Source organism: Austwickia sp. TVS 96-490-7B, from assembly GCF_019331795.1.
Lineage (GTDB): Bacteria > Actinomycetota > Actinomycetes > Actinomycetales > Dermatophilaceae > Austwickia.
The window spans coordinates 20,445-40,271 of record NZ_JAHPZL010000008.1 but is presented as its reverse complement, the minus strand read 5'-3'; the positions used below and the strand labels follow the sequence as shown (position 1 = coordinate 40,271).

The following is a 19,827-nucleotide window of genomic DNA, read 5'->3' as shown; positions in this document are numbered from 1 at the left end:
GGCTGTGACCCGCCGTGGTGATACACCCCTGTCGCAGAGGCCCATCAGACCAGTCGCCGCCACTGTGGAGTGTGGGCCCGAGGAATTTTCCTCGGGCCCACACTCCACACCGCACGATCTCGTCGTACCGGTCAACTGCGGTCGATGGTGTCCTTCACCTCGGACAGCCGAGACAGCAAACCGTTGACGAAGTTGGGTGATTCATCGGTCGACAAGGCCGTCGCCAACTCCACCGCCTGCTGGGTTGCCACGGCGTCCGGGACGTCGTCGTTGAAGAGGATCTCCCAAGCTCCGACTCGCAGGATGGCTCGGTCCACCGCCGGCATCCTGCTGACCGGCCAGCCCTGACTGTAGGTGCCGAGGGCTTCCTCGATGACCCGCCAGCGGTGGATCACTCCTTCGACGAGGGTCACGGTGTAGGGGCGTAACCGTTTGTCGTCGACCGGCCGAGCAGTGCGCTCGGCCAGCAAAGTCCTGGCGTTCAGGCCACGCTGCTCGGCTTCGAACAGCAGGTCTAATGCGGCTCGTCGAGCTTTGGTGCGAGCACCACTGAGGGGTTCTCGCCCACCTCGCCCGCGCGCGGCGGCGCCGCGAGCGCCGGAGGTCTCCTCATGCGGCCCGGACGAGGTCGACATCAGTTGACGCGACCCAGGTAGCTGCCGTCGCGGGTGTCAACCTTGACCTTAGTGCCCTGCTCCAGGAACAGCGGCACCTGGATCTCCGCGCCCGTTTCCAACGTCGCAGGCTTGGTGCCGCCAGTGGAGCGGTCACCTTGCAGGCCCGGCTCGGTGTAAGTGATGACCAACTCGACGGAGGCTGGGAGTTCGACGAACAGCGGCGAACCGTCGTGCGTGGCGACGATGGCGTCCTGGTTTTCCAGCATGTATTTCTCGGCGTCGCCGACGACAGCGCTGCTGACATACAGCTGGTCGAAGGTCTTGCCGTCCATGAAGACGAAGTCGTCGCCGTCCTTGTAGAGGTACTGCATGGTGCGCTTGTCGACGTTGCTGGTCTCGACCTTGGTGCCGGCGTTGAACGTCTTGTCGACGACCTTGCCTGAGAGCACGTTCTTCAGCTTGGTGCGCACGAAGGCACCGCCCTTGCCGGGCTTGACGTGCTGGAACTCGATGACGGTCCACAGCTGACCGTCAATGTTGAGGACCAAGCCGTTTTTCAGGTCGTTCGTGGTTGCCACGTGGTCGTCTCTCTTCTCGACACAAAGGGATCGCCACGATTCTACCGGTGACGACGCTCTGCCCCGGCCTCGATGGGGCTGGACCCGCCGTGGCGGACCAGTTGACGTTCAGCAGTATCGCGTAGGGTCGTGCCATACCCATCCTGTCCCTCGTCAACCAGCGGCCGCCGGTGCCGCAGGGAGGTCGTATGTCGCGTCGACGTTTCGCCGTTCCTTGGGTGGCGACGGTGACGACCGGCATCCTGGTGATCGGTCTGGCCGGATGCAGCAGTGACAACCAGGACCAGCCGTCTCAGCGGGGAGCGGCTGCCTCCTCGCCGTTGAGTCCGGACAAGATCCCGGTCGTGGTGAATGCGGTCGAACCATCCCGGGAGCTGCTTCCTGCTGACGTCAGCGGGGATTTTGGCACCAGGATCGCTTCGTTGATTTATCGAGGTTTGTTGCGCTATGACCCGAAAGGGCGGCTGGTCAACGAGGTGGCCGAGGATGTGTCACAGAGCAGCCCCACCTTGTACACGGTCAAGGTGCGTAAGGGATGGGTGTTTGGTAACGGGCAGCCGGTGACTGCGGCGTCCTTCGTCGACGCCTGGAATTACGCAGCGAACCCTGCCCATAAGCAACTCCACGCTGACCATTTCAGCCCGATCTCGGGGTATCGGGCCATGCGTGGACTACCAGAGCCCGATCCCGAGGTCCCCCCTGGTGGGACGCCCGGATCGTCACCGACAAGTTCTCGTCCGTCGGCTTCCCCGGCACACAGCGCGCCGAGCAGTCCGGCGCCGACTCCTTCCGGTGGGGGCAAGTCCGGACCGGGCACGGTGGATCCCGCGAAGCGCCCGACGGTGCTCACCGGGTTGACCTTGGTCAATGATCTGGAGTTCACGATCCAGTTAGCTGTCCCGGATGCCACCTTCCGGGACCGGTTAGCGCTGCTCTCCTACTCCCCGTTGCCATCGGCGGCGCTGAAGGACCCGGCGACATACGCTGCCGCGCCAGTGGGTAATGGGCCGTACCAGCTCGCCGGAGGCTGGGCCCCTGGCAAGGAAGCTCGCCTCATCCCCAATGCGTCGTACTCCGGGGGCGAACCAACTCACAACGGCGGGTTGACCTTCAGGTTCTTCCCGGATCCGGCGATGACGTATCCGCAGTTGCGCTCCGGCCGGTTGGACGCTTTGGATGCGATGCCGCTGCCTGACGTGGGTCGCTATAAATCGGACTTGGGCTTCCGTGCGCTCAACCAGAGCGTCGGCGCGACCACATCGCTGGTGTTCCCCATGTCGGCTAAGCCATGGTCGACACCGGATGGACTGGCCTTGCGCAAAGCTATTTCTCGGTCCATCGACCGGGCGTCGTTGGCCGGTGGCTTGTACGCCGGGACCCGCGCACCAGCCTCTGATCTGGCGGCACCAGTGGTCGCTGGCTACTCCCCTGACCTGTGTGGGGATACCTGCCGTTTCGACGCCGCTGCAGCCAAAGAGATGGTCGGCAAACTCAAGGATCCGCCCACCTCACTACAAATCGCATACGCCGCTGACGCTGGCGGACTGCCGGTAGTGGAGGCGTTGTGTTCTCAGATCACCCAGGCGACGGGGATCGAATGCACCGGGCATCCTTTCCCCAGCGCTGCCACCTTGGCCAGGGTCGTGGCCAAACACGAACTCGCCATGCCGTTGTTAGATACCCGTCGGATGGTGCGTCCTGACCTGGGTGGTTTCCTCGATCCACGTTTCCGGGCTGACGCATCTGACAACCCAAGTGGGTACGACGGCGCAGCGGCGCAGACTTGGCTCGAAAAAGCCTCGGCCACGAAGGATTCTGAAGGGCGTCGGCAGGCTTACAAGGAAGCAGAGAAAGCCATCCTGGAAGACCTCCCGGAGATCCCACTGTGGTATGTCAATTCGACGGTGGGATGGGGCGAGCGGATGCAGCCCGTCAAGATCGATGTTTTTGGGGCACCGATTTACAGCGAGTTGTCTCGATCCTGAGCGACAGACCTTAGAGATGGCCCTGCCCTGCCCCCAGTGGGGGCAGGGCAGGGCGATGACCGGACTACTTCCTCTGCTTTTTATTTCACCTCACGACGCAATGTGACGATCGTGCCGATGATCATTGGCACGATCAGCCAGACCACCATTGAGCACATCGCCTGCTGCCACTGCTGCGTGGTCACTGAATCCGCATTCCACGGAGCAGACATCACCGAGGGCCCAGCCCATTCAAGGAGCTTGCGGGTCTTCTCAAAAAGCAACAGCGATGAGGCCATCATGGGCAGGACAAAATACAAAGTGATGGCCAACGCGCTATTGGAGAGTAACAGCCCGAAGGCCATCCCCATCAGCACCGACAGCACCAGAGGCACCTGCTGTTTCCCCATCGTGGCAGCATCAATCTTCCACGTCTGGCTGCCAGTGCTAAACAGTGCCGCGCACAGCGCAGCCAGTAGCGCGGTGATCACAAGGAGGATCGCGATCACCCCGAAAGTTGCCAATGCCTTCGCCAGGAGGACCCGGCCCCGACGTGGCTCCAGGGTGAAGGTCACCATGGCGGTACGTTGTTGCCACTCACTGGTCATCGTGAGGATCCCCAACACGGGGACCAAGATCTTTAAGACCTCGCTCGCTGGCGTAAAGAAACCAGTGAAGGTCACCGGATTCGCGTCTTTGGCCGTCAGCTTCAGTACAGTCAAGACGAGGAGGACGAGGGCAAGCAGCACCCCGAGGAACCACCGGCCGGATCGGGTGTCGACGATTTTGCGGGCTTCAACCTGCACCAACCGGGCAAAAGACACCCCGGTGATCTCTTCCTGCACCGCAGCCACTGGTTCCGCCTGCCTCTGAGTCATGTCCTGAGTCATGCCGCCGCCCCTTCCCGAGAGGTTTGCGAGGTGACCTGGAAGAAGAGTTCTTCCAGGCCCGCAGAATGCGCCGGATGGAGCGCGGTCAATGCCACCTGACGATCCCGAGCGATGATGCCGATCGTGGCTGCATCCGCATCGACGATCAATGCGTGATGCTCATCCTGGCGGACACTGAAACCCGCCTGAGCCAGCCCCTCTGTCAGTGACGTTTTATCTTGACCGTCAGCGCAATTCACCACAGTTCCCGTGCCGCCGAGAAGCATCTCTTTCGTGCCTTGCGCCACGATCCGCCCCCGCCCGATGACGATCAGTTCATCGGCGATGGTCTCCACCTCGTTCAACAGATGGCTGGAGAGCAACACGGCTCCGCCCTGGTCGGCGAATCCTCGCAGCAGGTCACGCATCCACCGGATCCCACTCGGGTCCAGACCGTTTGCTGGCTCATCAAGGATGAGGATCTTCGGGTCTCCCAGCAGCGCGTGTGCGATCCCCAGGCGCTGGCGCATCCCCAACGAATAGTTTTTGATCCGCCGTTTGATTTCTTTATCGGATAGGCCCACCATCGCGGCTATTTCTCGGACCCGCCCTCGTGATATCCCCATTGTCATCGCACCCAGGGTTAACACCTCCAGCCCGGTGCGGCCACCATGCTGGGCGGACGCGTCCAGCAACACCCCCACGTGTCGTCCAGGGTTGGGCAGCTGGGCAAACGGTCTCCCACACACGCTCACCGCCCCGGATGTCGGGAGGGTCAACCCCGTGAGGCAGCGCATCGCCGTGGACTTGCCCGCGCCGTTGGGCCCCAGGAACCCGACAACTTTCCCGGCCGGGATGCGAAAGGACACATCGTCCACCGCCCGCACCGCACCGTAATGCTTACTCAGATGACTCGCTTCGATCATGCCCCCAGCTTTCCCTAGCTCAGCAGCGCCCGTCATCCCAGTTCCATGGAATGCCGGGCACGCTCAGGTAACACTCAGCGGACAGTCAGGAGAAGTCTGAAAAGTTCAGGATGGGCCCTGACAGATCGCGTCGTACGCCGCGCGCAGCGATCCCTCATCCGGCCCATCCCACCGCCCCGGCACACCAATCCCATCCAATACCACAAACCGCAGCAACGACCCGCGAGCCTTCTTGTCGCGACGCATCACCGCCAGCAGGTCATCCCACCGACCAGATCGGTACGACGTAGGCAAGCCCACTGCCTGCAGGATCCGTCGGTGTCGGTCAACGTCCTCTGGGGATAGCCGACCTGCGAGTCGGGCGAGCTCCGCGGCATACACCATGCCCACCGCCACGGCGTCGCCATGGCGCCAGGTATACCCTTCTACCTGCTCCACCGCGTGCGCGAACGTATGACCGTAGTTGAGGATTTCCCGCAGCGACGACTCCTTCAGATCGGCCGTCACCACGTCTGCTTTCACCTGAATCTTGCGCCGGACCAACTCCGGCAACACCTCACCCGACGGGTCGATCGCCGCCTGCGGATCCTGCTCGATCAGGTCAAGGATCGTCGGATCCGCAATGAACCCGCCCTTGATCACCTCGGCCAGGCCCGCCACCAGATCAGCGTGCGGCAGCGTCGACAGCAGGTCCAAGTCAGCCAGCACCCCCACCGGCGGATAAAAAGCCCCGACGAGGTTTTTCCCCTCAGCGGTGTTAATCCCGCTCTTGCCTCCGATCGCGGCGTCCACCATGCCCAAGAGCGTCGTTGGCACATGCGCCACTGCGACTCCGCGCAGCCAGGTCGCTGCGACGAACCCACCTAGATCAGTGACCGAACCACCCCCCACAGTGACGACAGCATCACTGCGGGTCACCCCCCTCTGACCCAATACCGCCCATAATCTGGCAGCGACCTGCGCCGTCTTCGCTTGCTCCGCATCAGGCAGCGTCTCCTCATGCACCTGCAAACCAGCACTGCTCAGGGCCTCACGCACCGGCACCGCCACCTGAGGCAACGACTCCGGCCGCACCAGCACGACTTGCTGCACCGCCGACCCCAACATGGCAGGTAGCTGCTCAGCCAATCCTCGACCGACGACCACGTCGTACGCCTCCGGACCCGCACCCACCGAGATCCGCACTGAAGACGCCGCGGCTTGGGGCAGCCCCAACTCAGCCACGATCTGCTCAGCAACCTGCGCCGGGGTGCGCTCACTGGTGTCAATCCGGCACCGGGCCAATCGTTCATACACCGGTCGACGATCCTCCATCAACCGCAACCACGCCGACCTCGGATTCAGTGCCAACAGCGGGCGCCCATGATCCATGCCAGTTCGACGTACGGCTTCCCGTAAGGAAACATCCAAAAACACCACCGGTCGACCCATCAGCGCCTGCTGAGTGTGCGCCGCAAGGATCGCACCACCCCCCAGAGCAAGCACCCCCCGATGCGTGCGGAGTTCCTCGGCAACCACATGGCGTTCCCACTGGCGAAACTGATCTTCGCCGTGGTCGACAAAGATGTCAGCGATCGACATCCCCGCGTGTTGCTCAATGCGCTGGTCAGTGTCGACAACGTCCACCCCGAGAAGCTCCGCGAGCGCCGCAGCAACGGTGCTCTTCCCCGCGCCGGGAGGTCCAATCAGGACCACCATCGGACCATCGCAGTGCGGGTCAGAGGTCACCATGAACGCATTCCTTCCGGGATCGACTCGAGATACCCCTGATGAGCAGCCCGAGTCTGCGCGATCGAGTCACCACCGAATTTGTCCAGGACCGCTTCCGCAAGGACCAACGCGACCATGGCTTCGGCGACCACCCCTGCTGCGGGGACAGCGCACACATCAGAGCGTTGATGGATAGCACTGGCGGGAGCATCTCCGGTGATGTCGACGGTGTCCAAGGCGCGTGGCACGGTGCTGATGGGTTTCATCGCGGCACGAACCCGCAGGATCTCCCCGGTGGTCATCCCCCCTTCAAGGCCCCCAGCTCGTCCGGTACGACGACGGATACGTCCGCTGCTGTCACGTTCCATCTCATCGTGAGCGGCTGAGCCTCGCCGAGTGGCACTGTCGAATCCATCACCAACAGCAACGCCCTTGATCGCTGGGATCCCCATCAGCGCCGCCGCTAACCGAGCGTCGAGCCGGCGGTCCCAGTGCACATAGCTACCCACTCCAGGTGGACAGCCATACACCAGGACCTCGACCACCCCGCCCAGGGTGTCGCCGTCTCGACGCGCAGCGTCGATCTCAGCGACCATCGCCGTCGAAGCCTGCGGGTCATGCGCTCGCACTGGGTCAGCGTCCAGAGCGGCCACATCCTGAGGAGTAGGCCAGGGCGAACCATCAGCGACCGCGGCAGTCCCAATAGCGACCGTGTGCGACACCATAGTGATGCCGCAACTCTGCTCCAGGAAAGCTGCCGCGATCGCACCAAGTGCCACCCGGGCAGCGGTTTCTCGTGCCGAAGCTCGTTCCAGGATCGGTCGCGCATCGGTGAAACCATATTTCTGCATTCCAGCGAGATCGGCATGCCCTGGTCGCGGGCGGGTCAATGGTCGGTTGCGGGCGATCTCCTGGGGCGCGTTGATGTCATTCGCCGCGGCGTACGCGGCATCATCCACCGGATCAGGACTCATCACAGTGGCCCATTTAGGCCACTCGCTGTTGCCGATCTGCACCGCGATCGGTGACCCCAGGGTCAGTCCGTGTCGGATTCCGCCGAGGATTTCCAGGGTGTCCTGCTCAAATTTTTGTCGGGCGCCACGGCCATGTCCCAAACGCCGCCGAGCGAGGCACTGCTGGATCTGGGTGCTGCCCACGTGCACCCCGGCTGGCATCCCCTCCAGGATCGCGACGAGAGCGGGTCCATGTGATTCTCCAGCGGTCAACCATCGCATGATGATCATGCTGCCAGACGACCGAATGTCGGACCGCACCCGTCTCAGGCTGTAGGGCCGCGATCATCGTGGATCAGGTCCACTGCCACGCTCTGCGACTGAGGGGAAGACACTCCGGTCGCCGACTCCAGCGCTGAACGCATCACCCCCGTCGGCGGCCGCATTCCCGTCATCAAAGCCACCTGCTCCACTGCCTGATGCAGCAGCATCTCCGTACCCGGGACCACCAACGCACCATGAGAGCCCGCCCAGCGCGCCACCGGGGTGGGCCAGTGACCGTAGCCCACATCCATCACCACCGATCCCGGAGCGAGAGCGCCCTGCGTGCCCAGCCCCAGATCGGTGCCGGTCGGCAAGGTACTGATCATCACCGGGAAATCGACAGCGTACGTCGTGAGGTCACTCACCGATCGTTGGTGACAGCTCAGCCCGAGGCGTTCGACGAGCTCGACGGTCTGAGCTCGGGCACGACCCCGGACGGCCAAACACACTCCCTCAGCCCCCAACCGAGACACCGCCACACAAGCAGCTCTTGCCGTGGCCCCGGAGCCCAACAGCAGCACGTCCCGCCCCTGCAAGGGGCGTTCGCCACCGAGAACTGATCGGACGGCCTCGACCAGACCGACAATGTCGGTGTTATCGGCGTACCAGCCGTCCACGTGGCGGATCAGCGTGTTCGCGGCACCGGTGAGGGTCACTCCTGCCGAGCAGGAATTGGCGAGCACGGCCGCAGCTTCTTTCCCCGGCATGGTCACTGACAGCCCCACCCATTGCGGACCGAGCCCAGACACGAACTCTTCGACGCTAGGTTCTCCGGCTCCCCCGACTGCGATGGCGTCGTACCGCCACTCAGTCAATCCGAGCGCGGCGTAGGCCGCACGATGCAACACCGGAGATGCAGAATGCCCAATGGGGGAGCCGATCACCGCAGCGCGCCGCAGTGATCGCTCCTCTCCAAACTGGGGTGTCAGCACTTCCCTGGATGCGACTGGCACCACTTCTGGAACAGCAACACGTTCCGGTTGTGCTCCTCCATGGTGGTCGCGAAGTTGGTCTCACCGGTCTCGGGATTAACCGCCACGAAATACAGCCACGGGCCGGACGCCGGCGACACCGCGGCCTTGACCGAGGCCGTCCCAGGGTTGCCGATGGGACCGGCAGGCAGACCGGGGTTGGCGTAGGTGTTGTATCCGTTCTTCGCGGCCCGTTCCTGATCGGTCGTGGTGATCGATCGCCGCTGGACGCCGTATGAGACCGTCGAGTCCATTTGCAGCGGCATCGGCTTGGCCAACCGGTTGAGGATGACCCGGGCGACCTTGGGGCGGTCCGGATCGAAACGCGACTCGGCTTCGATGATGCTCGCGATGGTGAGGATCCGCTCCGACTGGTCGTCATTGACGCCCAGACCGGTCAGCTCTTCCTTGGTCTTACCGATGAGCTCTTTGAGCTGGTTGGCTGCCGACGACTTCTTGTCAAACGAGTACGTCGCCGGGAACAGCCACCCTTCCGGGTTGCCCTTGGACGACGCCGGAAGCCCCAACGACCCGGGATCTGAGGCCGCGGCCTTTTCCGCAGCCTCATACTCCCCCTTGGGGATGCCCGTGGCTTTGGACAGTGCCGCGTAGACATCGGACTTCCACAAGCCTTCACGGATCGTCACTTTGACGACTTCACGACCGGTGCCACGCAGCATCGACAGCGCTGTGCTGGCCTTCATCTCTTTGCGCAGCGTGTACGTGCCCGGCTGCACCTCGTCGCCCGGGTTGGCCTCCAGGGCAGCAGTGAACGCCGCCGGGGTCTTGATCACCCCCGCATCGACCAATGTCTTGGCGATTTGGGTCCCGGAGTCACCCGGATTGACCACGATGCTCACCGACTCGCCGCCTTCACCCTCAAAATCTTTGGGTGCAGACAGTGAGTCATACAACGGTTTGAAGTTCGCAACGGCAAACCAGCCCGCCAGGGCCAGCACCATCATGACAGCGATCCAGGTGAGAACACCATGGCCTTTGCGGCGGGAGCGATGCCCACCACGACGACTTTCGCGGCGTTGCCTGCGCGTCGGCGGTTCTGGTTCACCGAAGATCGACTCGTGTAGGGGGTCGGTCATCTCAGCTTTCCTACGTCCGGCGCCGCGGTGCCCGCGGCTTCCGCGAGTCTAGCCTCTCCCCCGGAGGCGCCCCGGTCGCTCGCTCCTGATCCAGTGCAGATTGAAGGATCAACACCGCCGCGACTTGATCCACGACAGCCCTGTGACCTCGGGTTTCACGGCCACTATCGCGGAGGGCTCGGTGAGCGTCAACCGTGCTGAGCCGTTCGTCGAGAAGTCTCACCGGCACCCCAGACGACGCCAACCGCTTCCCTAATAACCGCGCATAATCCCGGGCTTTGACAGCTGCGGGACCCTGCGCCCCGGACAGGTTCAGCGGTAACCCAACGACAATTTCACAGATCTCGAACTCCTGTGCGAGAGCTACGATCCGGTCCAGATCGCTCTGGCCCTCATGGTCACGTGGCACCGATTCCACCGGGGTGGCGAGGAGCCCACCGGGGTCGCAGATCGCGACCCCGACCCGGGCTTCCCCGACGTCAATCCCCAACCGTCGTCCCGGCCGCACGTCAGCCGGTCACCGCGGCCGCAACGGCCTGATCCACGCCATCAAGAGCAGCCCCGACCTTAGTGACATCGCTGCCACCGCCCTGCGCGACATCTGGCTTGCCACCTCCGCCGCCACCGAGCACCTGGGCTGCGCGTTTGACCAGGTCGCCAGCACGCACCCCAAGGCTCCGGGCACCATCATTGGTCGCTACGACGACCAGCGGTCGCCCACCGGAGACCGCGGCGGCAGCCACCACGACCGGGCGCTCATCGCCCAGCCGGGAACGAAGGTCAAGCACCAGACCACGCAGGTCATCAGCACCGACACCCTCACCGAGATCGTGGGTCAACACGGTTACCCCGGAGACATCGTGCGCCTGGGCCACCAATCCCGCTGCTTGAGCCAGGACTTGTTGCTGACGCATCGCTGTAATTTCTTTTTCAGCATCTTTGAGCTTGCCCAGGATGCTGTTGAGTCGGTCCGGCAGGTCTTCCGGTCGCGCTTTGAGGACATCGGTCAGCTGCCCCACGATGACGCTTTCACGCGCCAAGTAAGAATAGGCATCTGCACCGACCAAAGCCTCAACTCGGCGTACCCCAGAAGCCACTGATGCTTCAGAGAGCAGCTTGACGATGCCCAACTGACCAGAGCGTTGTGCGTGAGTGCCACCACATAGCTCCCGCGACCAGTCCCCCACAGACACGACTCGCACCTGGGCGCCGTACTTCTCGCCGAACAACGCCATCGCCCCGGAGTCAATGGCTTCCTGTTGGGTCATGACCTCAGCATGGACCGGGAGGTCCTCTAGCAAATGCGCATTGACCTCGGCCTCGACATCACGCAACACGGTGGCGGGCACCGGTGAGCCCGCATTGAAGTCAAACCGGAAACTTCCTGGACGGTTTAACGAACCAGCCTGGGTCGCAGTCTCCCCCAGTGCTTCTCGCATCGCCTTGTGCACCATGTGCGTCGCGGTGTGGGCACGGCTGATCCCACGTCGGCGCACGATATCGACCGCGCCTTGCGCTGATTCCCCAAGAACGACCTCTCCGGAGAGGACCCGAGCCCGGTGCACGATCACCCCAGTGACCGGAGACTGGACATCATCGACTTCCACGATTGCGCCACCGGCCAACGTGATCAACCCGCCGTCAGCGAGCTGTCCGCCGCCTTCGGCGTAGAACGGCGTCCGATCCAGGACCAGCTCAATCTGGTCGCCTTCCCGCGCTGAACGTGCTCCAGACCCGTTGACCACCAGACCGGCAACGGTGCCTTCAGAGACGACCTCCGTATAACCGGTGAATTCCACCGGTCGGCCCAAGCTGTCGGCGATCTCCCGGTAGACGGCGACATCGCCGTGCCCTTGTTTCTTGGCCTTCGCGTCAGCCTTGGCCCGCTCCCGCTGCTCCTGCATCAACCGCCGGAAACCGTCCTCATCAACGCTGAGACCCTGCTCGGACGCCATCTCCAAGGTCAAGTCGATCGGGAAGCCGTAGGTGTCATGAAGCTTGAACGCGTCGCCACCAGAGAGTTGGGTGCCACCGTCGGATTTCGTCCGATTCACCGCCGTGTCCAGGATGGTAGTGCCCGACGTAAGGGTGCGCCGGAAGGCCTCTTCCTCGGCGTACGCCACCTGACTGATCCGGCCGAAGTCGCGCCGCAATTCAGGGTAGGAGTTGCTCATCCGTTCCATGGACACCGGCAGCAGCTCAGGGAGCGCAGGGTCATGCACACCCAGCAGCCGCATCGACCGTACGGCGCGGCGTAGCAGACGACGCAGCACGTATCCACGTCCCTCATTGCCTGGGGTCACCCCATCGCCGATGAGCATCATGGAGCTGCGGACGTGGTCCGCGACCACCCGGAAACGGACATCGTCGGGCACAGCTGCGCCATATCGGCGTCCACTGATCTGCTCGGCCCGCTCGATGACAGGGTAGACCTCGTCGATCTCGTAGAGGTTGTCCACGCCCTGAAGCAGGTACGCAGTGCGCTCCAGCCCCATGCCGGTGTCAATGTTTTTTGCTGGGAGCATCCCTGCGATGTCGAAGTCATCCTTCGCACGAACGGCAGCGAGCTCCTCGGTCTGGAAGACGAGGTTCCAGATTTCCAGGAACCGGTCCTCGTCCACCGCCGGGCCACCGTCCGGGCCGAACTCCGCTCCCCGGTCGATGTAAATCTCGGAGCACGGGCCTCCTGGGCCAGGAACACCCATGTGCCAGTAGTTGTCCTTCAGACTGCGGCCCTGGATGCGCTCCTCGGGAATGCCCACTGACTTCCACATCTCGCGAGCTTCGACATCGCCGTCGGGATAGTCGGGGTGGAAGCCCGGGCCAAGCACGGTCACCCAGACCTTGTCGCCATCAAAGCCCAGCCCACCGCACTCCTGGCTGCCGGTGACCAGGTCCCAAGCGAAACGGATCGCATCGTCTTTGAAGTAGTCACCAAAGGAGAAATTGCCGTTCATTTGGAAGAACGTGCCATGCCGAGTGGTCTTGCCGACCTCGTCGATGTCGCCGGTCCGCACGCACTTTTGCACCGAGGTCGCGCGAGCGTACGGCGGCGCCTCCTGCCCGAGGAAGTACGGCTTGAAGGGCACCATCCCGGCGTTGACGAACAACAGGTTGGGGTCGTCGTAGAGCAGGGGGGCGCTGGGCACCACCGTGTGCCCGTGGTTGGAGAAGAACTGCAGCCAACGGCGCCTGATCTCGGCGGTTTCCATGCGGGTGTCCTTGCAAGAGACGACGGTATGCGCACCGGACCTTCTCCGGTGCGATGAGACTTACTAGCCTACTGGGCAGGCCGTGGCAGGCCGCCGCTGGGAGGGCGACGCCACGTGAGACTCCAGCCCACAGCGGCGGAAAGAATCCGGCATTATACATTATTGATCGATCAACGCCGAGATCTATGTATATGTATGCGCTAGGTGGTATACATGGTGCCGTCCGGCTCGCCACCCAGTCACATTTTCGTCTCAACACGCCTACTTCAGCGCAAAAAAGTTCTAAGTTGGCGCACAGCCCGTACGTATGCCTCACCTATGTACGGGGTTCCGCCAGTCATGCCTCACATGTCAGCGGGACGCCGACGAACTCGGGTAGGTCGGCTCACAGCTCAAGAGTCCATTGCCACCCGGGCAAGGACGCGTGCAGGAGGTTCTCACCCATGCGAGCAAAGACCCGTGCGGCCATCGTGGTCGGCCTCTGCGCCACATCTCTTGTTGCAGCTTCCTGCGGCGGCGGAGACAGCTCAGGTGGCAGCTTGGGAAACGCCATCACCGTCCATGGTTGCAACCCACAAAACGATCTCATCCCGGCCAACACCAATGAAACCTGCGCCGGGAACGTGTTGACCACCACGGTCGCCGGCCTCGTCCGCTACAACAAAGAGACCGCCAAACCTGAGAATGACATTGCCGAGAAGATTGAGACCTCGGACAGCAAGACCTTCAACGTCACGTTGAAGAAGGGCTATAAGTTCTCCGACGGCACCGAAGTCAAGGCAGACAACTTCATCAAGGCATGGAATTACGCCGCCTACGGCCCCAACGCCATGGTCGCCGGCACCTTCCTGGAACCCGTTGAAGGGTATGCAGAAGTCTCCAAGAGCGGCGCAACCGTCAAAGAGATGAGTGGCCTCAAGAAGGTTGACGACTATTCCTTCTCGATCACTCTGGCCAACCCGGTCTCCGACTTCCCGTTGCGGCTGGGCTACACTGCGTTCGCGCCGATGCCAGATGCTTTCTTCGCGGACCCCAAGGGTGGTTTCGGTAAAAAACCCATCAGCGCCGGGCCATACATGGTCACCAAATGGGATGCCAACCAGCAAATCGTGGTGGAGAAGAACCCGCACTACTCCGGCGCTTTCAAAGGCAACTCTGACAAGATCACTTTCCGGATCTATCAGGACATCGGGGCGGCTTACAAGGATCTGCTCGCCAACAACCTGGATGTCATCGATGACATGCCCGCTGACGCCATTAACGGCTTGAAATACCATAAGGACCTTCCTGATCGCTGGGCCATGCGTAACGATGTTGGCGTGGTTCAAATGGTCGATTTTGCCGCTCCCAAAGCCGACCCTGCCGTACAGAACCCCAAGTTCAAGAAGGCGATCTCCATGGCGATTGACCGACAGACGATCGTCGACAAAGTCTTCGCCGGCGAACGCCGGCCCCTGGATAGCTGGGTCGCTCCCAAGGTCGTCGGTGACTACCCAGAGGGCACCTGCGGCGACTTCTGCAAATACAACCCAGACAAGGCGCGCGAACTCCTCAAGGAAGCAGGCGGCTTCTCGGGCACCCTCACCATTGGATTTAACGGCGACTCCGCGCACCGATCCTGGGCAGAGCCCGCTTGCCAGTCGATCACCAACACCCTCGGCATCAAATGTGAAGCTGACGCGAAGGTGGACTTCAAGACCTTCCGTAACGCCGTCAAGAACCGCGAAATTAAGGGTATGTTCCGGGCCGGATGGCAGATGGACTACCCCTCCCCTGAAACATTCCTCGCACCCCTCTACGGCACTGGTGGATCAAGCAATGACAACGACTACAGCAATGCTGCGTTCGATGCCAAGCTGAAAGAAGCTGCAGCAGCAAAGTCGACCGCCGAAGGGTTCAAGCTCTACCACGAGGCCGAGCAAATGCTGACCGAGCAAATGCCGTCAGTTCCGCTCTGGACGATGAGTCAGCACGCTGGTTGGTCCACCAAAGTCACCAACGTCAAGATCACGCCGTTCGGCATCGTCGACTACGCCTCGATCAAGCAGAAGTAATCCCCAGGCCTTAGCGACCTGGAACAGGATTCAGCCCTGACGGATCATCGCCAGCGGCCTGCGCACCCCGTGCAGGCCGCTGGCATGCTTCACCGGTGCCCTGCAACGGCAAGGTGCCATGTCGTCGTCGTCCCTGAGCTGAAACAGCCCGTCCTGGCCTGACCCCTACCCGCATGATATGACCTAGGAGGTGCCATGGGAAAGTATGTGGTCCGACGACTGTTGCAAATGATACCCGTCCTTATTGGGGCAACATTCCTCATTTTTGCAATGGTCTTCGCCCTTCCCGGAGATCCCACTGATGGCAAATGCGGCGAGCGTCCATGCTCTGCCGAATATGTAGCGCAATATCGGAAGGATCATCATCTCGACGATCCACTTCTCGTTCAATATGGGAAGTACGTGACTAATCTGGCCCAAGGAGACTTTGGGACCAACTATTTCAACAACACAGTGAGCAGTGAACTACTTCAACGCTACCCAAACACGGTAAAATTAGCGTCAGTAGCCATCCTTTTCGAAATCGTGATCGGCATCGGCGTGGGAGTTCTTGCTGGTACCCGTAAGGGAGGTATCGTCGATACGGCGGTGATGCTAGCAACTCTGATTTTCATCTCCATCCCGATTATCGTGCTAGGCCCCATGGCGCAAATCATCTTTGGCATCAAACTCGGCTGGTTCAAACCGACGGTTTCATCAGGAGCTCCTCTCCAGGAGTTGTTGCTTCCCGGGCTGGTTCTGGCGACTTTATCGGTGGCCTATGTGGCCCGACTCACCCGGACAAACCTGGTAGAAAACCTCCGCGCTGATTACGCCAGGACAGCCATTGCTAAAGGTCTGACTCATCGACGGGCTATTGGCGTCCACACCCTCCGCAACTCCCTCATTCCAGTGGTGACCTTCATCGGAGCTGACTTTGGGGCTCTGCTCGGCGGGGCCATCGTGACCGAGAGGATCTTCAACATTCAAGGCGTCGGAAGCATGATCTTCACTGGCATCGCCAACCGCGACGGAATGTCGGTAGTCGGAGCGGTGACGATGCTCGTCTTAGTGTTCCTGATCATGAATCTCCTCGTTGATCTCCTCTACGGTTTGCTGGACCCAAGGATTAGCCATGACTGACCCGAAAACATTGAAGGTCGAACCGACACCTCTGCACCCACAGGAGATACCGACAGCAAGCGGAGAATCATCCACGCCACAACAGCTGACAGACGGCGGTGCTGCTGCCCCTGGTCGATCCCTGACTCAGGATGCATGGCGTCAGCTTCGCCGCCGTCCGTTGTTTTGGATGGCCGCTTCAGTCATCCTCATCTTCTTGTTGATGGCAATTGCCCCGCAGCTGTTCACTAGAGTCGATCCGACGTACGGTCAGTTGGCTCGGTCAAACAACCCGCCCGGTGACCAAGGAGCAATTTTTGGCTTTGACCGCCTGGGCCGGGACACCTTTGCCCGATGTGTCTACGGCGCTCGGGCTTCGCTGATGGTCGGCTTGCTCACCACTATCGCTACATCTGTGGTCGGTGGGACGCTCGGAATGATAGCCGGATTTTATGGCGGCTGGCTCGACTCGCTCCTTTCCCGGCTCACTGACATGGTATTCGCTATTCCAATGCTGCTGGGCGGCATCCTTTTTATGACGACATGGCCTAGTCGCCCTGGCGATTCCTACCTGCTGATCGTGGTTAAGGTCGTATTCGTCTTGATGATCTTCGGTTGGCCTGCGATCACTCGGCTGATGCGCAGTTCAGTCATTCAAGTGAAACAAAACGAGTATGTGCTGGCGGCTAAGGCTCTCGGCGCTTCACCGTGGCGCATCATCATTCGTCACATTTTGCCAAACTCGCTGGCCCCAGTGATCGTAGTGGCCACCATCAACTTGGGCGCATACATCGCCGCAGAGGCGACACTGTCATTCCTAGGAATCGGGCTTCGCGAGCCTGCTATTTCCTGGGGCAGCGCTATCAATGAATCACTGGACTACATCTATCAGGCCCCTTATGGCCTGCTGTTCCCCTCGCTCTTCCTGAGCCTGTGCGTCTTGGCGTTCATGACGCTGGGAGATGTGGTCCGTGATGCTTTTGATCCCAAGCAGCGATGAGGACGGCACAACGATGACGACCACCACACATCCCGCGGCAGGGGCGCGAGACAGCTCACAGTTCGCCCGGATTGGGGACGCGCCCCTCCTTGATGTCCAGGACCTGTACGTCGACTTCCACACCGACGAAGGTGTAGCCCATGCGATCAATGGAGTCAGTTTTCAACTGCAGCCCGGGGAGACTTTAGCAATCCTCGGAGAATCTGGCTCCGGAAAATCAGTCACTGCCCAGGCAGTCATGGGTATCTTGGATATGCCACCCGCAAAGATTCCCAGCGGGTCCGTGAAATACAATGGTCACGAACTATTGGGGATGCCCGAAGACCGCCGACGTAAAGTCCGTGGCCCCGAGATCTCCATGATTTTCCAAGATGCGTTGAGCTCTCTAAACCCGGTCTTCCCAGTGGGTTGGCAGATCGCCGAGATGTTTCGACAGCACCGCGGAATGAATAAAAGCGATGCCATGGCACGCGCAGTCCAGCTCATGGAGCGAGTCAAAATTCCGGCAGCAAAACAACGTGTCCGTGCGTTTCCGCACCAGTTCTCTGGTGGGATGCGTCAACGCATCATGATCGCGATGGCCATCGCCCTTGATCCGGCAGTACTGATCGCTGACGAGCCCACGACCGCTCTCGACGTCACCGTCCAAGCCCAGATCATGCAGCTGCTGAAAGATCTGCAGGAAGAGCACCAGATGGGGCTGATTCTGATCACGCACGACTTGGGTGTTGTCGCCGATGTTGCCGATCGGATCGCTGTGATGTATGCCGGCCGACTCATGGAGACCGCTGACGTTTACGAGCTGTATCGGCGTCCCGCGCACCCCTACACCAAGGGTTTGCTTGACTCGATCCCACGACTCGATCAGAAAGGTCAAACTCTTGCCGCAATCGGTGGTCTCCCACCGAACTTGTTACGCATGCCTGAAGGTTGTCCTTTTAACCCTCGTTGCCGGTACAAGAACGATACGTGCATGTCTCAGTTGCCTGAGCTGCGTGAAATTGCTCCGGGCCGCATGACCGCATGCCATCTTGCCGAGGAGGTTTACGATGCCTGAGCCTATTCTCGTCGCCACAGACTTAGTCAAGCATTACCCGATTAAAGGCGGTGTGCTTCGACGTACTGTTGGTCATGTCAAGGCTGTCGACGGGGTGAGTTTCACTCTCAACAAGGGCGAAACCCTAGGAATCGTGGGTGAGTCCGGCTGCGGTAAATCGACTCTGGGTCGCCTTCTCATGCGATTGGAGGAACCTACCAGTGGAACAGTGACCTTTGATGGCGCTGACATGTACGCCCAGCGAGGCGCAGCAATGCGCCATATCAGGCGTAACATCCAGATTGTCTTCCAGGATCCCTATACGTCATTGAATCCTCGAATGACTGTTGGCGACATCATTGGTGAGCCTTTCAGAATCCACCGTGATGCCATTCCCGCGGGGGGCTATGACAAAGCGGTGCGAAATCTTCTGGACATGGTCGGGTTAAACCCAGAACACATTAACAGGTATCCGCACCAGTTCTCCGGCGGCCAGCGTCAACGAATTGGCATTGCTCGCGGGATCGCCTTGAATCCTAAAGTGTTGATTTGTGACGAACCAGTGTCGGCATTGGACGTTTCGGTCCAAGCTCAGGTCGTCAACCTCATGGAACGCCTTCAGGATGAGCTAGGCCTTAGTTATGTCTTCATTGCCCATGACCTGTCGGTGGTCAGGCACATTTCTGACCGGGTCGGGGTGATGTATCTAGGAAAGATGGCTGAGCTGGGTGAGGAAGACCAGATCTACGGCCACCCGACACATCCCTATACCCAGGCATTGCTGTCGGCGGTGCCAGTGCCTGACCCGACGTTGCGCGGCAAACGAGAGCAGATTGTCCTAGTCGGTGACGTGCCCTCCCCTGCCAACCCACCCTCAGGATGTCGATTCCACACCCGATGCTGGAAAGCCCAGGAACGCTGCTCTACCGAAGAGCCCATCTTGTCGATGCGGCCAGATGGTGTCAGCGAACATGAGTCTGCGTGCCATTTTGCCGAGCCGCGCACCGTGGTGGAGACCGTCGATGTCACTGACATTGCCGCACCCACTGGCACCATCACCAGTGAAGATGTGCAGGACGGTCACGTGACTGCAGCAGCCGTTGCTGCCGTCGAGGACAACAGCTCCTCGCCCACCTAATCCCTGCGTATGACATGGCTGTGGGTCCGGGAGCGACGCTCTCGGACCCACAGCCATGTCATGGGCCACTGCGCTGGGATGTCGAAGCAACCAGGTGCCTTCGTCGTGATGGATCCATAGCTTATGAGTCCGCTTTAGCTCCAGGGTGCGCAACGATGATGCCTATGGCCACTAGCCAGGAATGATCACTCCCGCCCCCCAAACACGATAGATGATGGCAAAGGGAACCGTGCCTACGGCGCAGTGGGACAGCGCATCCGTCGCAAAAGGAGAGGAC

General features: G+C 61.2%; 16 protein-coding genes. 6 read left to right on the top strand and 10 right to left on the bottom strand.

The features are described 5' to 3' along the window. Window positions 1–131: 131 nt before the first annotated feature. Together nusB and efp are read right to left on the bottom strand one after the other, a co-directional pair. The gene (nusB, locus tag KEM60_RS10750; protein ID WP_219107616.1) at window positions 132–635 is read right to left on the bottom strand and encodes a transcription antitermination factor NusB; all 504 of its coding nucleotides are present in this window, start codon (window positions 633–635) and stop codon (window positions 132–134) included. Further along, window positions 635–1,195 carry an elongation factor P gene (gene efp, locus KEM60_RS10745; RefSeq protein WP_219107615.1) on the bottom strand — a complete coding sequence of 187 codons (561 nt, stop codon included), beginning with the start codon at window positions 1,193–1,195 and terminating at the stop codon, window positions 635–637. The genes nusB and efp overlap by 1 nt, the downstream gene beginning before the upstream one ends. A 188-nt stretch (window positions 1,196–1,383) precedes the next feature. Between efp and KEM60_RS10740 the strand changes: the two genes are divergently transcribed. Then, window positions 1,384–3,180: an ABC transporter substrate-binding protein gene (locus tag KEM60_RS10740; RefSeq protein ID WP_219107614.1), complete on the top strand. Its 1,797-nt coding sequence runs from the start codon at window positions 1,384–1,386 to the stop codon at window positions 3,178–3,180. An 80-nt stretch (window positions 3,181–3,260) separates the two neighbouring features. Here KEM60_RS10740 and KEM60_RS10735 read toward each other — a convergent pair whose 3' ends face one another. From KEM60_RS10735 to alaS, 8 genes are all read right to left on the bottom strand, one after another. Continuing rightward, entirely contained in the window at window positions 3,261–4,049 is a 789-nt protein-coding gene (locus tag KEM60_RS10735) for an ABC transporter permease (RefSeq protein ID WP_219107613.1), read from the bottom strand. Next, on the bottom strand, window positions 4,046–4,990 hold the full coding sequence (locus KEM60_RS10730; protein ID WP_255574527.1) for an ABC transporter ATP-binding protein: 945 nt from the start codon (window positions 4,988–4,990) through the stop codon (window positions 4,046–4,048). The genes KEM60_RS10735 and KEM60_RS10730 overlap by 4 nt, the downstream gene beginning before the upstream one ends. 69 nt (window positions 4,991–5,059) lie before the next feature. After that, window positions 5,060–6,652: a 3-dehydroquinate synthase gene (gene aroB, locus KEM60_RS10725; RefSeq protein WP_219108173.1), complete on the bottom strand. Its 1,593-nt coding sequence runs from the start codon at window positions 6,650–6,652 to the stop codon at window positions 5,060–5,062. 26 nt (window positions 6,653–6,678) lie between these two features. Further along, on the bottom strand, window positions 6,679–7,902 hold the full coding sequence (aroC, locus tag KEM60_RS10720; protein ID WP_219108172.1) for a chorismate synthase: 1,224 nt from the start codon (window positions 7,900–7,902) through the stop codon (window positions 6,679–6,681). A gap of 41 nt (window positions 7,903–7,943) precedes the next feature. After that, complete coding sequence (locus KEM60_RS10715) at window positions 7,944–8,873, bottom strand: shikimate dehydrogenase (RefSeq protein WP_219107612.1); 930 nt, start codon at window positions 8,871–8,873, stop codon at window positions 7,944–7,946. Next, window positions 8,867–10,009: an endolytic transglycosylase MltG gene (gene mltG / locus KEM60_RS10710; protein ID WP_255574526.1), complete on the bottom strand. Its 1,143-nt coding sequence runs from the start codon at window positions 10,007–10,009 to the stop codon at window positions 8,867–8,869. Before mltG ends, KEM60_RS10715 begins: the two co-directional genes overlap by 7 nt. A 10-nt stretch (window positions 10,010–10,019) precedes the next feature. After that, window positions 10,020–10,517 (bottom strand): Holliday junction resolvase RuvX, encoded by a 498-nt coding sequence (gene ruvX, locus KEM60_RS10705; RefSeq protein ID WP_219107611.1) that lies wholly within the window; start codon window positions 10,515–10,517, stop codon window positions 10,020–10,022. Window position 10,518: 1 nt separating this feature from the next. After that, entirely contained in the window at window positions 10,519–13,221 is a 2,703-nt protein-coding gene (gene alaS, locus KEM60_RS10700; RefSeq protein WP_219107610.1) for an alanine--tRNA ligase, read from the bottom strand. 443 nt (window positions 13,222–13,664) lie between these two features. On the opposite strand from alaS, the gene KEM60_RS10695 reads away from it, so the two are divergent. The 5 genes from KEM60_RS10695 to KEM60_RS10675 all read left to right on the top strand — a co-directional run bounded on the left by KEM60_RS10695 (window position 13,665) and on the right by KEM60_RS10675 (window position 19,550). Continuing rightward, window positions 13,665–15,275 (top strand): ABC transporter substrate-binding protein, encoded by a 1,611-nt coding sequence (locus tag KEM60_RS10695; protein WP_219107609.1) that lies wholly within the window; start codon window positions 13,665–13,667, stop codon window positions 15,273–15,275. Window positions 15,276–15,470: 195 nt separating this feature from the next. After that, window positions 15,471–16,397, top strand: coding sequence for an ABC transporter permease (locus KEM60_RS10690; RefSeq protein ID WP_219107608.1), 927 nt, complete (start codon window positions 15,471–15,473; stop codon window positions 16,395–16,397). After that, window positions 16,351–17,376, top strand: a complete 1,026-nt coding sequence (locus KEM60_RS10685; RefSeq protein ID WP_255574524.1) for an ABC transporter permease — start codon at window positions 16,351–16,353, stop codon at window positions 17,374–17,376. The genes KEM60_RS10690 and KEM60_RS10685 overlap by 47 nt, the downstream gene beginning before the upstream one ends. 13 nt (window positions 17,377–17,389) lie before the next feature. Continuing rightward, on the top strand, window positions 17,390–18,433 hold the full coding sequence (locus tag KEM60_RS10680) for an ABC transporter ATP-binding protein (RefSeq protein WP_219107607.1): 1,044 nt from the start codon (window positions 17,390–17,392) through the stop codon (window positions 18,431–18,433). Next, window positions 18,426–19,550, top strand: coding sequence for an ABC transporter ATP-binding protein (locus KEM60_RS10675; RefSeq protein ID WP_219107606.1), 1,125 nt, complete (start codon window positions 18,426–18,428; stop codon window positions 19,548–19,550). Before KEM60_RS10680 ends, KEM60_RS10675 begins: the two co-directional genes overlap by 8 nt. Window positions 19,551–19,827 lie beyond the last annotated feature (277 nt).